The sequence below is a fragment of the Affinundibacterium seohonense genome (genome assembly GCF_014284305.1).
GTDB lineage: Bacteria > Pseudomonadota > Gammaproteobacteria > Burkholderiales > Burkholderiaceae_D > Undibacterium > Undibacterium seohonense.
Map to the genome: position 1 here is coordinate 44,029 of NZ_JACOFW010000025.1, position 16,454 is coordinate 60,482.

At 47.7% G+C, this 16,454-nt stretch carries 9 protein-coding genes; all 9 read left to right on the plus strand.

Translation table 11 applies throughout. From position 1 onward, the window contains the following. The first annotated feature begins 30 nt into the window (after positions 1-30). Positions 31-2,118, plus strand: a complete 2,088-nt coding sequence (locus tag H8K52_RS17405; protein ID WP_186924183.1) for an RNB domain-containing ribonuclease — start codon at positions 31-33, stop codon at positions 2,116-2,118. A gap of 32 nt (positions 2,119-2,150) precedes the next feature. Continuing rightward, positions 2,151-3,047 (plus strand): energy transducer TonB family protein, encoded by an 897-nt coding sequence (locus H8K52_RS17410; RefSeq protein ID WP_343044237.1) that lies wholly within the window; start codon positions 2,151-2,153, stop codon positions 3,045-3,047. Further along, positions 3,044-3,883: a shikimate dehydrogenase gene (aroE, locus tag H8K52_RS17415; RefSeq protein ID WP_186924184.1), complete on the plus strand. Its 840-nt coding sequence runs from the start codon at positions 3,044-3,046 to the stop codon at positions 3,881-3,883. Before H8K52_RS17410 ends, aroE begins: the two co-directional genes overlap by 4 nt. Continuing rightward, positions 3,884-4,582: a monofunctional biosynthetic peptidoglycan transglycosylase gene (gene mtgA / locus H8K52_RS17420; protein WP_186924185.1), complete on the plus strand. Its 699-nt coding sequence runs from the start codon at positions 3,884-3,886 to the stop codon at positions 4,580-4,582. A gap of 11 nt (positions 4,583-4,593) precedes the next feature. After that, positions 4,594-5,568 carry a magnesium/cobalt transporter CorA gene (gene corA / locus H8K52_RS17425; RefSeq protein WP_186890966.1) on the plus strand — a complete coding sequence of 325 codons (975 nt, stop codon included), beginning with the start codon at positions 4,594-4,596 and terminating at the stop codon, positions 5,566-5,568. A 223-nt stretch (positions 5,569-5,791) separates the two neighbouring features. Beyond that, entirely contained in the window at positions 5,792-7,996 is a 2,205-nt protein-coding gene (locus tag H8K52_RS17430; RefSeq protein ID WP_186924186.1) for a type I secretion system permease/ATPase, read from the plus strand. Further along, positions 7,993-9,405, plus strand: coding sequence for an HlyD family type I secretion periplasmic adaptor subunit (locus H8K52_RS17435; protein WP_186924187.1), 1,413 nt, complete (start codon positions 7,993-7,995; stop codon positions 9,403-9,405). The genes H8K52_RS17430 and H8K52_RS17435 overlap by 4 nt, the downstream gene beginning before the upstream one ends. Positions 9,406-9,561: 156 nt before the next feature. Next, complete coding sequence (locus H8K52_RS17440; RefSeq protein ID WP_186924188.1) at positions 9,562-10,035, plus strand: response regulator transcription factor; 474 nt, start codon at positions 9,562-9,564, stop codon at positions 10,033-10,035. A gap of 91 nt (positions 10,036-10,126) precedes the next feature. Further along, on the plus strand, positions 10,127-16,454 hold a 6,328-nt coding region (locus H8K52_RS17445), incomplete at its 3' end, for a retention module-containing protein (RefSeq protein ID WP_186924189.1).

Consider the following 16,454-nt stretch of genomic DNA (forward strand, 5'->3'; position numbering starts at 1 on the left):
GAACAATTGAATTTTTAAAAGACAGACAGAATGAATTTATTTTTTGAAGAATCTGGTGATTTCAAAGCGGGCAGTGTGTTATCGCAAGCCGGTGAAGCGTATCAAGTGGAATTAGCCAGCGGTAAGCGAACCAAGGTGAAGGCTAAGGATGTTTTGCTCCAATTTAATTCGCCCGATCCAGCTAGCTTACTTGAGCAAGCCAAACAACAAGCAGCGGACATTGATCTGGAGTTCTTGTGGGAAGTCGCGGGTCAGGAAGAGTTTGGTTTTGCTGAATTAGGAGCGGAATATTTTGGTCATGCTCCGCAGCCAGTGGAAGCGGCTAGTTTGATTTTTGCCTTGCATGGCGCGCCATTTTATTTTTACAAAAAAGGTCGTGGTCGGTATAAGGCTGCACCAGAAACTGCACTCAAAGCGGCCTTGGCCGGGATTGAAAAGAAGAAGCAACAAGCGATCATTCAAGCTGCCTATGTAGAAGAATTGAAGCAGCTACGCTTACCTGATCAATTCAAAACACTGGGTTTGCAGTTATTGTTTAAGCCTGACAAAAACAGTATCGAATACAAAGCTTTAGTGGAAGCCTGTTCTGCATTGCAAATGAATCCTGCGCGTTTGATGTTAGCTAGCGGTGGTTTGAAAAATGCCAAAGACTTTCATCTTTCCAAATTTTTGTTGGAGCATTTTCCTAAAGGTGCTGGTTTTCCGCAAACTGCTTTACCAAGTCTGCCACAGGATTTGCCGGTGGCGGATGTGCGCGCGTTTTCGATTGACGATGTGACGACGACAGAGATCGACGATGCCTTTTCTATTGCAAGGATTGATGCTGCGACCGTTAAAGTTGGGATTCATATTGCGGCACCGGCTTTAGGCATTCAACGTAACGATGCCTTGGACATGATTGCGCGTAGTCGTATGTCAACCGTGTATATGCCAGGCGACAAAATCACCATGTTGCCTGATGAATTGGTCGAAATTTATACCTTGGGTGAAGGTCAAACTCGACCTGCAGTGTCCTTGTATGTGATGGTAAATACAGAAGACTGGAGTATTGTCAGCACCGAGACCAAGGTCGAAGCTGTTCCTATGGCCGCCAACCTGCGACATAATTTGCTTGATGCCTTGGTGACTGAAGAGAATTTGGCCAATGACGCCGGCGAATACGCACACAAAGCAGATATCGCTTTGTTGTGGAAATGGGCACAGGTGTTGGAAGCTGGGCGCATGGCGAAGCGCGAAAGTTTTGGCTTAAAGCCTGAACAAACCAATCGTGTCGATTTTAATTTTTATGTCGAAGACGATGTAGTGAGTATCGTGCGTCGTAAGCGTGGCGCGCCTCTCGATAAGATCGTTGCTGAACTAATGATCTTGGCCAACAGTACATGGGGTAAGTTACTTGCGGATCACGGTATTCCGGGTATCTATCGCGCACAGGGTGGTGGTTCTGGTGGTTGGGCAGCCAAGATGCAAGTGCGTATGGTTACACATGCCGCGCCACATCAAGGCTTAGGCGTCGATCAATATGCATGGAGTACATCTCCCTTGCGTCGTTACACCGATTTAGTCAATCAATGGCAAATCATTGCTTGCGTACAGCATGGTGTCACAGCACCCCTAGTCGCACCGTTTAAACCAAAAGATGCAGATTTGTTTGCGATCGTTTCTGGCTTTGATGCCGCTTACGCAGCCTATGCTGACTTCCAGACGAATATGGAACGCTATTGGTGTTTGCGCTGGTTAGGGCAGGAGAATCGTCATCAAGTCGATGCTGTTGTATTAAAAGATGAAGTCTTGCGTTTGCTCGAAATTCCCCTGATTATTCGTCTGCCCGGTATGCCGCAGATGGTGCGAGGCGCACAAGTGCGTCTAGAGGTGATTCGTTGGGATGAATTAGATTTGAGTATTGAAGTACGTTTACTTGAAATGCTCACGACTTTGACTGAAGAAGATTTAGAAGAAGCGCCTGAAGATGAGCCTGAAATTGTAGCGGATGTAGATACTGATGATGGCGCAGCGACTGTCGAATCGACAGAAGGTATCGATAACTTGCCGCTGCAAGAATCGAATTCGGTTGCCGAGGGTGCAGAAGATATTGTTCAAAATTCAGATGGTGTGGCGTAAGTCGAATAGAAATGCAGCGTGGGATTTAATTTGTGAAAATAGTTCTCGATAATTTGATTTTAAGTGCCGCGATCTTGGTATCGGTACTGTTTCATACCATTTTATTGATGGTGCATTTTGTCATGCCCAAAGCGGAGGCAGTTGCAGCAGAAGATCCGGGCCTTGAAATTATTTTGGTGAATGCTAAACACGCCAAACGTCCTATGCAAGCGCAAGCTTTAGCGCAAGTGAATTTGGATGGTGGCGGAGCAAATGATGAAGGTCGGGCGAAGTCACCTTTACCTGACATGCGCAGAACTGAAGATGGCGATAGTGTTTTGGTAGCGCAACGAAAAGTTCAAGAGTTAGAAGAGCGACAAAAACAGTTAATCGATCAAGTGCGTAATGAAACCCGATTTAAATCGCAACGCGTGCTCGACAAAAAACAACTAGAAGAAAATCAGCAGGCAGAAAATGGCCGTGATCAACTAGATAGCAACAAAATGCTCGCACGTTCGATTGCCGAAATATCGCAAACCATCGAAGATCAAAATAAGCGGCCACGTAAAACTTTTTTATCGCCAAGTACGCAGGCGGTAGGTCATGCGATTTACTACAAGGCATTGCAGAAAAAAGTTGAAGAAGTTGGCACCCTCAACTTCCCGCAGGTAAATGGTAAAAAAATGTATGGCGAAGTAATTATTTATATACCGATTTTTCAAGACGGCACAATCTACGAAAAAGGTGGTGGACCGAAAGTGGAAAAAACTTCGGGCAATCGCGCACTTGATGCGGCTGCATTGAAAATCATCAGAAAAGCTGCACCGTTTGGTAACTTCCCACCGAATATGCGTTCGAAAGATAAAGATGATATCTGGATCGTGATTACCCGTTTTAAATTTACTCGCGAACAGCAGTTAGAAACGGAGATGCGCGGAGGTCAGCAATGAGTTTAGATCTTGCTCACTACTGTGTTTTCGGGAACCCAATTCATCACAGTAAATCGCCGCTGATCCATGCGATGTTTGCGAAACAGACTGCGCAATCTATGGATTACCAAGCCAATTTGGTACCGCTCGATGGCTTTGCTGCATCGGTGCAGCAGTTTATGAATGCGGGTGGTAAGGGCGCGAATGTGACCGTGCCGTTCAAATTGGAAGCCTACGCATTGTCAGATCAATTGAGTGCGCGCGCGGCTATGGCGGGTGCGGTTAATACGCTCACATTCTCTGATGGCGCGATCGTTGGTGATAACACCGACGGCATTGGTTTGGTGTGTGACATTACGAAAAATGCTGCGACGCCGATTCGTGGTCGTCGTGTTTTGTTGTTAGGCGCTGGTGGTGCGGCACGTGGTGCTTTATTGCCTTTGTTGGAGGAGCAACCAGCAAGCTTGATGATTGCAAATCGGACTTTGTCGAAGGCGCTAGATTTGGTGCAGTTGGCAGTATCCTCAGACGGGTCGAAATGCCAAATCGAAGCCAAAACTTGGGAACAGTTGGACTCGAGTTTTGACTTGATTATCAATGCGACTTCGGCCAGCTTGCAAAGTGAAGTGCCGCCGATTCCTGCTAGTGTTTTTGCTAGTCCATGTTTGGCATATGACATGATGTATGCAGACACGCAAACAAGTTTTAATCGCTATGCCCAACAATATGGTGCTGCAACACGTGACGGTCTCGGGATGTTGATCGAACAAGCCGCTGAAGCATTTTTTATCTGGCGTGGTATTCGGCCTGACACTAAGCCGGTGTTTGATTATTTTCGTTCAAAAGAGGGCGCCTAAATGAAGTTAAAACGCATTCTGTTTTGGATAGTTGTATTGCCGATTAGTTTGTTTTTGCTACTCCAGCTCTATTTCTTGATCCAGATTATTTGGTGGCGCAGTTTTAATCCTGATTCAACAAGTTTTATGCGCAAGCAGGAAGCGATCTTGCAAGAGAAAGACCCTAAATTTACCTTGAAACATAAGTGGGTCGATTATTCGAAGATATCGAGAAATTTGAAGCGTGCGGTGATTGCATCCGAGGATGATGGTTTCTCTGATCATGAAGGTGTCGATTGGGATGCAATGCAAAAAGCCTTTGAGAAAAATCAGAAAAAAGGCAAAGTGGTTTCTGGCGGTTCAACGATCACACAGCAGTTAGCGAAGAATTTATTCTTATCCGGTGAACGTAGTTATTACCGCAAAGGGCAGGAATTAATTATTACTTTTATGTTGGAAATGTGCATGGACAAAGAGCGCATTTTTGAAATTTATTTGAATTCGGTTGAATGGGGTATTGGTGTTTTTGGTGCGGAAGCGGCAGCGCGGCATTACTACGGCATCAGTGCAGCAGCCTTGTCGCCTATGCAGGCAGCGCGTCTTGCTGTGATGTTGCCGAAGCCAAGATACTATGACAAGAACACAGGCTCAGCGTATTTGCAAAGGCGCAGTGAAGTTATTTTACGTCGCATGAACTCGTCAGAGTTACCAGCGCGATAAAGGAGTTTGAGATGATCAATGTATTCGTTTTACACAATGGACGATTGAGCCAGATACATATCGAGAGTCGGGAAGATCTTGAGAATACTTTGCCCGTTTGGGTTGATTTAACCGATCCGAATGAAGAAGAGCGTGAATGGGTCAAAGGCATTTATGGCGTCACTTTGCCCGGCGAAGATGAGGTTAAAGATATTGAAGCGTCTGCGCGTTACTACGAAGCTGATAATGGTGACCTGCATTTGCGCACCGATTTCTTGATCGATGATGATGACGATGATGAGCCAGCACGTACGGTGACGGTGGCGTTTATTCTGGCGCGTGAAATTTTGTTTTCTGTGCATACGGTTGATTTGCCCGTATTCCGATTAGTGAGGATGCGCGCACGTTCGCGCCCTGGCTCGATCGCTGATTACAAAGACGTGCTGATGGATTTATACGCGACAGATGCAGAGTACTCTGCTGATGCACTCGAAGGCATTTACCAAAATCTCGAAGATGTTAGTCGTGCAGTCTTGCAAAAAGACTTCTCAGATCAAGATGCTGCTGTCGCCTTGAACGCGATCGCGCAAGAGGAAGATTTGAACGGTAGGATACGCCGCAATATGATGGATACGCGGCGCGCAGTCAGTTTCTTAATGCGTGGGCGTTTGCTTAATGCCGAGCAGTTTGAAGAAGCGCGTCAGATTTTGCGCGATATCGAATCATTGGATGGTCATACCTCGTTCCTGTTCGATAAGATTAACTTCTTGATGGATGCCACCGTCGGTTTCATTAACATTAACCAGAATAAGATCATTAAAATTTTCTCAGTCGCTTCGGTGGCATTTTTGCCGCCCACTTTGATTGCGAGTATTTACGGTATGAACTTCAAAGTGTGGTTCCCTGAATTGGATTGGAGTTTGGGTTATCCGTTCGCTTTAGGGTTGATGTTGGTTTCAGCGATCACGCCATTTTGGTATTTCAAGCGTCGTGGCTGGCTCAAATAATTATGAATAATAGACTTTTTGCTACAACTTTGTTAAGAATTGTAAATGTCTGATTTTTAGTTGCAAATTTCCTTTCAGGAATATTTTGGCTGTTGTAAAATCAACCAGATCAGCTTTTTCCTCGGGGAAAAATAAAGAGCTAGCTGCAGACGGATGCACTTCACTGAATAGCATTTGGCGGAGCTTATAGTGTAATGGTAAGGATTACGATGGTGGCAAACGCATGACTCAGCAAGAAGATCTATCACCTCAATCTAGCAAGCCAAGTAATAACACTGGATTCGGCTCGGGTATTCGAGAGGATATTTTGCATCGAGATCCTTTGCTTGATTGCTTGGTTGAACTGACCAGAATTCATGGGCGTCCCAGTACCCGTGCAGCATTAACCGCTGGTTTGCCGCTACCCGCTGCAGGATTGACGCCATCCCTGTTCGCCAGGGCCGCAGCACATGCTGGCTTTTCTGCCAAAGTTGTGCGTCGAGACTTATCGAAAATCGATGCGGCCTTAATGCCAGTGATTTTACTGCTCAAGAATAATGAAGCTTGCTTACTGCAAGGCTGGAGTAGTGATGGTGAGAGCGCGCAGTTGCTGATGCCTGATTCTGGGCAGGGCGCGGTGAATCTTAGTCGCGAAGAATTATTGGCACGTTATACCGGTGTGGCGATTTTTTCACGACCGCATTTTCGCTTCGATCGGCGTACGCCGCCTTTGGTTCAAGTTCCTCAGCGCCATTGGTTTTGGGGCGCTGTCTTGGAACAAAGTCCAATCTTTAAAGATATTTTGGCGGCCGCACTGCTAATTAATTTGTTTGCGCTGGCGATGCCGTTGTTCACCATGAATGTCTACGACAGGGTGGTGCCTAATTTTGCGATACAGACTCTGTGGGTTTTTGCTGGTGGGATTACTTTGGTCTTGTTGCTCGACTATGGTATTCGGGTATTGCGCGGACATTTTATTAATTTGGTGAGTAATCGAATTGATCTAAAACTGTCCGGCTTAATCATGGAACGCGTGTTGGGCATGCGTATGTCTGAGCGTCCAGCGTCCGTCGGCGCTTTTGCTTCAAATCTTCGCTCATTCGAGACTGTACGGGACTTCATCGCCTCTGCGACGGTGACGGCTTTGATCGATTTACCGTTTGCGATTTTGTTCTTAGTTGTATTGGCGTGGATTGCATGGCCTATCGTGTTGCTGCCACTTCTCGGCATTATTTTGGTCGTGATCTACAGCTACATGGTGCAGCACAAGATGCGCGAGTTATCTGAAACGACCTTTCGTGCTGCGGCTTTACGAAACTCCACCTTGGTCGAAAGTCTGACTGCCTTAGAAACGATCAAGGCGCACGGTGCAGAAAGCCAGATGCAAGAAAAGTGGGAAAAAACTACCGCGTTTCTTGCCAAAGTGAATTCTGAACTCAAGCTGTTGTCTTCGTCTAGCATCAATGGCGCCTCAACAATTCAGCAGTTGGTGAATGTGGCAGTGGTGATCGCCGGTGTTTATTTGATTCAAGAAAAAATGATGTCCATGGGTGGCTTGATTGCTGCAACGATGCTGGCTGGTCGTGCTATGGCGCCGGTTGCACAGGTAGTGGGATTGATGCTGCAATTTGAGGGTGCGAAAAATTCTCTCGAATCCTTAGAGAAAATTATGGCGACGCCAACGGAACGCAGTGATGAAACTGCCTTTGTTCACAGACCAGAGATCAAGGGGCAGATTGAATTTCGTAATGTTTTCTTTAGTTATCCGGGGCGTACTGAAGAAGCTTTACGCGGCGTTAGCTTTAAGATCGCACAGGGTGAGCATGTAGTTATTATTGGTCGGATTGGGTCTGGTAAATCGACATTAGAAAAATTGATTCTAGGTCTATATGCACCAACGAAAGGTGCAGTATTGTTAGATGACGTCGATTTGCGGCAACTAGATCCGGCGGATTTGCGTAGAAATTTGGGTTACGTAGAGCAAGATTCAATGTTGTTCTATGGAACTTTACGTGAAAATATTACGATTCGTGCGCCGTATGCAGATGATCGCGCTGTTGTTGCAGCGGCGGAATTAGCCGGATTGACTGAGTTTGTGAATAGCCATCCTGAAGGTTTTGATATGGCAATTAGCGAACGCGGTGAATCAATTTCTGGCGGACAGCGCCAAAGCATTGCCATCGCACGTGCTGCCTTACTTGATCCGCCAGTGCTCTTGCTTGATGAACCTACCAGTGCAATGGATTATCCATCTGAGGCGCAATTTAAAGACCGGATTGGTCGTTATGGCAAACATAAGACGATGATTATTGTGACCCATAGACCTAGTTTGATGGATTTAGCTACGCGTATCATTGTGCTTGATCATGGTGTGGTTGTTGCGGATGGTCCACGTGATAAGGTGATGCACGCGCTGCAAACAGGTCAAATTGGAAGAGCAAAATTATGAAATTTTGGCAGCGATTTGGACTGGGTGTCTTATCTGTTTTGGAACGTCTGCGCTTGCGCTTAGGCATGACGCCGGGTGGATGGTTGCAGCGCTGGAATGATGATGTCGGTTTGCCAGAATCTGATTTTATGCGTGACGCGGACAGCATCATTGCACAGCAGGAGCCATTGCGTGCGCGTGTGCTGTTGCGGGCAGTGATTGTCGTTTTTGTGTTGTTTGTGGTGTGGGCGGCCTTTGTTCATGTGGATGAAATTACCAAAGGTGAAGGTAAAGTCATTCCGTCACAGCAGCTGCAAGTTTATCCAAGTTTAGATGGCGGCATTGTCACGGATATTTTGGTAAAAGAAGGGCAAATTGTGAATGAAGGTCAGATTCTTTTACAAATAGACCCCACTCGTTTTGAAGCATCGGTGAATGAGAATCGAGCATTATATTTGTCATTGACAGCAAAGGCAGCGCGTTTGCGGGCGATTGGTGAGGGGAAGGCATTTATCCCACCGCCCGAAGTCGTGACAGAAGATCCAACAACTGCGCAGGAAGAGCAAAAGCTATATGAGACAGCCACCTCGGAATTAAATGCGCAGGTTTCTATCGCCAGACAACAATATGAGCAACGTAGTCAAGAGCAGGCGGAGGCGATTGCACGTCAGAAGCAAGCAACAAATGCCTACGAATCTAGCCAAAAAGAACTAAGCGTGACTAAGCCTTTGCTAGCTACTGGAGCTGTTTCTGAAGTGGAATTGCTGCGTTTAGAGCGTGATGTTTCACGTTTTAAAGGTGAGCGAGATGTCGCCACCGCACAGATTGCCCGTTCTGCTGCCGCGATGTCTGAGGCGATGCGTAAGATTCAAGAGGTGGAGCTAGCGGTGCGTAATAATGCGAGTAAAGAATTATCCGAAACGATGGCGCGTTTAAACTCATTGATTCAGAGTGGCACGGGTCTGGCGGATAAGGTCAAGCAAACCGCCATTCGTTCGCAGGTGCGTGGTACGGTGAAGCGTTTATTGGTGAACACGGTAGGTGGTGTTGTTCAACCTGGGCGCGACGTTGTTGAAGTTGTGCCTAGCGACGGTAAGTTGATTCTAGAGGCAAAAGTTGCGCCAAAAGATATTGCGTTTTTGGTGCCGGGACAAAAAGCTGTCGTAAAATTTTCTGCTTATGACTTTGCGACCTATGGTGGGCTAGAAGCTAAGTTAGAACATATAGGTGCGGACTCCGTTACGGATGAGCGCGGCAATACTTTTTACACCGTCAGAGTCACAACGAATAAGGCAACCTTGGAGGGCGGGCAGCCTATCATTCCTGGTATGGTGGCAGAGGTGGATATTATTACCGGTAAAAAAACCATACTTTCTTATATGTTAAAACCAGTCTTGCGCGCAAAACAAGCCGCATTTACCGAGCGCTAGGTGATGAAATTGTTTGAGACCAATTGTGTAACTACACATGTTTTCTTTTCCGAGACTATGCAGGTTCCAGTGGAATTGCAGAAGAGTTTTCCTTCCATTCGAGCGGTTTCCAGCCTTGATTTTGCTACGGCTGAAAAGTCAATTGTCTGGCTTCACTTGAACTCAAATCAAACGATAGCGCAACAACTGGCGCCGGTGAAGCAGTGCGCGCAGCAATCGCTGATTGTCGTCATGAGTGATATTCCAAATGATTTAGAGGCACTTGCATCGTTTTCGATGTTGGCGAAAGCTTACTGCAATACCCATGCAGGCGCTGAGGTTCTGCTAAATATCGCGAGCGTTGTTGAGCAAGGTGGCATTTGGATTGGTGAATCTATCATGCAAAAATTGCTAGGTGGTGCGGTATTGGAGGCGCCACAAATCGAGCGTGCGATGGGTAAATGGTCTAAAGTTTTGACTGGTCGTGAATTTGAAGTCGCAAAGGCAATTGCAATTGGTTTAACAAATAAGGAAATTGCCCTAAAAATGCACATCACCGAACGTACAGTTAAAGCCCATGTCGGGGCTGTCTTGGATAAATTACAGTTAAAAAATCGTTTACAATTGGCTTTGCTTGTAAAAGAAGGTTAAATCCGGTTTTCCTAGTACCTAGGTACAATTACTCAAAAGAAATGGATTTGTTAGAGTCTGGATATTCAATTTATCCGTCTGGAGACTCGCAATGGCAAATTCAACAAACATTATTGGCAAAGTAGTCGCACTTCAAGGTCAGGCAATCATAAAGTCGCCAGACGGTAAGCAGCATGTGCTGAAAGTTGGCGATGTTGTCTATGAAAACGATGTGATTGTTGCCGCACCAGGTGCACAAGTCGAATTAGCGTTCGACTCTGGCCATAACTATCTAGTTCGCCAAAATGAAACCGTCACTCTGGATGCTAGCGTGTTTGCTGCCAGTCAAACAGACATCGCCAAAGCCGCATTATTGCCGGCAGATTCTTCACCGCAAAATATCGCCAACGCGGTTATTGGCGAAAATAGTCTCGATAAATTATTGGAAGAAACAGCCGCTGGTTTAGGTGGTGGTGATGCAAGCGACGGTAGCAGCTTCGTTAGACTTGAGCGTATCGCTGAAAATGTCACACCGAGCTCCGGCAATGCGGTAGTGACGACTGAAACGGTGGCTGCAGCACCAGCGTCGGGGAATGCTACCCAGCAAGCAACTGATTCAACCTCTGTTGTCTCAGTCACATCGGGTAATGTGGCCGAGGGTGGTACACGGGACTTTGTAGTCAGTTTGACTGGCAATAATTTAGCACCTGCAGCTCTTAGTTTAGCTTTGCTTTCGGGATCAGCTACGGTCGGTACCGATACCGCAACGCAATTGGTTTCGGTTGATGGCGGTCAGACTTTCTCCCCTTTAAATGGCAGCGTGTTGGTGCCGGCTGGCGTGACGACCGTGATTGTTCGTGTCGGTGCAGTCAACGATGGCGTAATTGAAGGTACCGAGAACTTCACATTATCCGCTAGTACATCGAGCAACACTTCGAGCGTGACGGCGCAGGGCTCCATTGTAGACGGCGCTGTCCCGGCTGTCAGTATTAGTGGTCCTATCAGTGTGAATGAAGCCAGTGGTACAGCCACGTTTACGGTGGTGTTAAGCGAAGCAAGTCCAGCATCCGTTTTGGTGAATTTCAACACGAATAATGGCTCTGCAATTGCTGGTAGTGATTTCACAGCGACGACTGGCAGCGTGACATTTGCGCCAGGTGAGACGAGTAAAACCATTACGATTACTATTGCTGATGATGCGGTGTTTGAGGGTAATGAAAGCTTCCAGGTGAATTTGTCGACGCCAACCAATGCCACAATAGGCAATGGTAGTGTCGTTACGCTGATTCAAGATGATGGTACCGGTACAGGCGGTACGAATGATGACCGTCCAGTGGTTGTAAGTGTTTCTAGCCCAAGTGTGAGCGAGGGTGGTAATTTAGTTTTCTCAGTTAATTTAAGCGGCACGAGTACCACGCCAACGACCGTAACGGTGACGCCGACTTCTGGTACTGCAATTTTAGGAACTGACACTGGTGTGCAGCAAGTGTCTACCGATGGCGGTGTCAGTTGGAGCACTTTGGGTGGTTCAGTTGTCGTGCCTGCTGGTGCCACGAGTTTTCAAGTACGCGTTGCTACCACCAATGATGGTCTGGTGGAAGGTTCAGAGACGATCAATTTATCTGCTGCGACCGCGCGCAATACCAGTCCGGTAGTTGGCGTCGGTACGATCACTGATGGTGCTATTCCAACTGTCAGCATTACTGGTCCTGCGGATGTGAACGAAGCTGCAGGCACCATTACTTACACGATTAGTTTGAGCGCAGCCAGTGTAGCTCCAGTTAGTGTTAATTATGCTTCTGCTAATGGTAGTGCATTAGCGCCAAGTGACTATGCGGCGATCGCTGGTAGTGTCACGTTTGCGCCAGGTGAAACGACCAAGACCATCACAGTCGCGATTACTAACGACACAGTCTTCGAGGGCAATGAGAATTTCCAAGTGAATTTGTCGACGCCTACTAATGCGATCGTAGGTAATGGCAGTGTTACTACGGTAATTCATGATGATGGCACCGGTCTAGGTGGCAGTAATGATGATCGCCTTACCGTAGTGAATGTTTCTAGTCCAACTGTCAGTGAAGGTGGTAATTTAGTCTTTTCGATTACCCTAAGCGGTACTAGCACCACGGCAACGACGGTGTCTGTTACGCCCTCTTCTGGTTCGGCGATTTTAGGGACTGATACCGGCTTACAAGAAGTGTCCACAGATGGTGGAGCCACTTGGAGCACTTTAGGTGCTGCGGTGAGTGTACCTGCTGGGGTGAGTGGCTTTCAGGTTCGAGTCGCAACGATTAATGATGGCCTGATTGAAGGTTCCGAGACGATCAATTTGGCGGCAGCAGCCGCACAAAATACCAGCGCCGTAGTGGGTGTCGGTACCATCCTTGATGGTACTGTGCCAAGCCTGAATATTTCAGGCCCTGCAGATGTGAATGAAGCTGCGGGCACTGTCACGTATACGATCAGTTTGAGTGCAGCTAGTGTGGCGCCAGTCAGTGTTAATTATGGAACCGCGAATGGTACTGCGTTAGCGGGTAGTGATTACACCGCGATTGCTGGTAGCGTGACCTTTGCACCTGGTGAAACCAGCAAGACTATTACCGTGGCGATTACCAATGATACGGTGTTTGAAGGTAATGAAAATTACCAAGTGCGTTTATCGAACCCAACTAATGCAACCATAGGTAATGGCATTGCTAACACGGTGATTCATGATGACGGTACTGGCGTTGGTGGTGGCGACGATGACCGTTTGATCGTGGTGAATGTCTCTAGTCCTACTGTTGGTGAGGGTGGTAATTTAGTCTTTTCAGTGACGTTAAATGGCACGAGTACCACGCCGACGACCGTGAGTGTCACGCCATCTTCAGGTTCCGCAATTTTAGGTACCGATACCGGTTCGCAACAAGTATCTACGGACGGTGGTGTTACATGGAGTACGTTGGGTGCGACAGTGACTGTGCCTGCCGGCGCGAGTGGTTTTCAGGTGCGCGTTGCGACTATCAATGATGGTTTAATTGAAGGCCCTGAAACCATTAATTTAGCTGCGGCGACAGTGCAAAACACTAGCCCGGTAGTGGGCGTCGGGACCATCATTGATGGTGCTGTGCCGACCGTCAGTATTAGTGGTCCGACCGATGTGAATGAGGCCGCGGGAACGATTACATACACCATCAGTTTAAGTGCCACAAGTGCCGCTGCGGTTAGTGTGAATTATGGATCGTCGAATGGAACGGCATTGGCTGGTAGTGATTATTCAGCGATCGCTGGTAGTGTTACTTTTGCACCAGGTGAAACGACCAAGACGATCACGGTAGCGATTACTAATGACACGGTGTTCGAAGGGAATGAAAACTTCCAGGTGAGTTTGTCTGCGCCGAGCAATGCGACCTTGGGTAATGCTAGTGTTAATACAGTGATTCATGATGATGGAACCGGCACTGGCGGTAATGACGATGATCGTTTAACCGTGGTAAGTGTTTCTAGCCCAACTGTGACAGAAGGTGGCAGTTTAGTTTTCTCAATTAACTTAAGTGGCACTAGTACAACGCCAACGGCAGTCAGCGTTACACCATCTTCTGGTACCGCCATTTTGGGTACGGATACCGGCTTGCAAGAGTATTCGACCAATGGCGGCGCAAGCTGGAGTCCTTTAGGTTCGACGGTGACGGTACCGGCTGGCGCAAGCAGTTTTCAGGTTCGTGTCGCAACGATTAATGATGGTTTGGTGGAGTCCGCGGAGACAATTAATTTATCCGCAGCGACTGCACAAAATACTAGTGCAGTTGTGGGTGTCGGTACCATCCTCGACGGCACTGTCCCCACTGTGAACATTAGTGGCCCAACCGATGTGAATGAAGCTGCTGGAACGATTACTTATACAATTAGTTTAAGTGCTGCTAGCGTAGCGCCAGTAAGTGTTAATTATGGTACGGCAAACGGGTCGGCATTAGCTGGTAGTGATTACACCGCAACGGCTGGTAGTGTGACGTTTGCTCCAGGGGAAACTTCAAAAACGATTACTGTCGCGATCACAAACGATACGGTATTTGAGGGGAATGAAAATTTCCGCGTTAATTTATCGTCGCCAAGCAATGCGACTGTCGGTACCGGTAGTGTAACAACGGTGATCCATGATGATGGCACAGGTGGTAGTGACGATGACCGTTTAGCAGTGGTGAGTGTTTCTAGTCCAACCGTAGGTGAAGGCGGTAATTTAGTTTTCTCTGTCGGCTTGAGCGGAACCAGTACGACTGCCACGACAGTAACAGTGACACCATCTTCCGGTAGCGCAATTTTAGGTACTGATACGGGCTTGCAACAAGTGTCTACGGACGGTGGTGTGACTTGGAGTACGTTGGGGGCGACCGTCACAGTACCTGCCGGTGCTAGTAGTTTTCAGGTTCGTGTTGCGACGATCAATGATGGTTTGTTGGAAGGTGCAGAGACCATCAATTTGTCCGCAGCGACTGCACAAAATGCAAGTGCGGTAGTCGGTGTTGGTACGATCACTGACGGCACGGTTCCAACAGTGAGTATTAGTGGTCCAGCGGATGTGAATGAAGCTGCGGGTACCATCACTTATACGATCAGTCTAAGTGCTGCAAGTATTGCCCCTGTGAGTGTTAATTATGGCACTGTAAATGGTACTGCTTTAGCCGGAAGCGATTATGTGGCAGCAGCGGGTGGTGTCACCTTTGCACCTGGTGAAACCACTAAAACAATTACGGTCAATATCACGAATGATGTCGTGTTTGAAGGAAGTGAAAATTTCCAAGTACGCCTGTCGACGCCAACGAATGCGATCGTAGGCACTGGCAGTGTTACGACGGTGATTCATGATGACGGAACTGGTGGTACTGATGATGACCGTTTGACTGTTGTACAAGTTTCTAGTCCTACCGTTGCTGAAGGTGGATTGTTAGTTTTCTCAGTGAGTTTAAGTGGTACCAGCACGACGGCGACCACCGTATCAATCAGTGCGTCTTCCGGTACAGCGATCTTAGGTACAGACACTGGCCTACAAGAAGTTTCCACTGATGGTGGCGCTACATGGAATGTTTTAGGTTCTAGCGTCACCGTACCTGCAGGCGCGGGTGGTTTTCAAGTACGTATTGCAACGATCAATGACGGCTTGTTAGAGGGTTCTGAAACTATTAATTTATCTGCAGCAACCGCAAAGAATACTAGCTCGGTAGTCGGCGTTGGAACTATTACTGACGGTACGGTGCCAACAGTCAGTATTACCGGTCCAGCTGAGGTCAATGAGGCTGCAGGAACGATCACTTACACGATTAGTTTGAGCGCTCAGAGTGTGGCTCCGGTAAGCGTGAATTATGGTACTGCAAATGGTACCGCGTTGGCTGGTAGTGACTATGCCTTAACCGCCGGTAGTGTCACATTTGCACCGGGTGAAACGACCAAGGTCATCACAGTAACCATCATTAACGATACCGCATTTGAAGGTAATGAAAATTTCCTAGTCAATTTGTCGACGCCAACTAATGCAATCTTGGGTACGGCTAGTGTTTCTACAGTTATTGTCGACAACGACCAACCAAGCATCACCACAGTCGAACCAGGCGCGCCAGGCGTCGCTGGTGACAATGTGGTCGAAGGCAATGATCTCGTCTACACCGTCAGCTTAAGCGCAACAACAACTGTGGCGTCGACTTACGCTTACAACTTAGGCGGTGGTACAGCAACAGCCGGTGCCGATTACAACAGCACAGCCACATTTAGCAATGGTGTCACTTTAGTCGGTGGCAGCCTGATCGTTCCAGCTGGCGTGAGTACCTTCACGGTCACCGTCGCGACGATCAACGACAGTGTCGTCGATTCCGCGTCCCCAGAATCCTTACCATTGGTAATCGGTGGTGTAACAGGCAATGGCGGTATTATTGATGATGACCAACCAAGTATCACCACAGTCGAACCAGGCGCACCAGGCGTCGGTGGTGACAATGTGGTCGAAGGCAATGATCTCGTCTACACCGTCAGCTTAAGTGCAACAACAACTGTTGCCTCAACCTATGCTTACAACTTAGGTGGTGGTAGCGCGACAGCCGGTGCCGATTACACCAGCACAGCCACATTTAGCAATGGCGTCACTCTAGTCGGTGGCAGCCTGATCGTTCCAGCAGGTGTTAGTACCTTCACGGTGACCGTCGCGACGATTAACGACAGTGTCGTCGATTCCGCCTCACCAGAATCCTTACCATTGGTAATCGGTGGGGTAACAGGCAATGGCGGCATTATTGATGATGACCAACCAAGCATCACGACCGTCGAACCAGGCGCACCAGGCGTCGCAGGTGACAATGTGGTCGAAGGCAATGATCTCGTCTACACCGTCAGCTTAAGCGCAACAACAACTGTTGCCTCAACCTATGCTTACAACTTAGGCGGTGGTACAGCGACAGCCGGTGCTGATTACAACA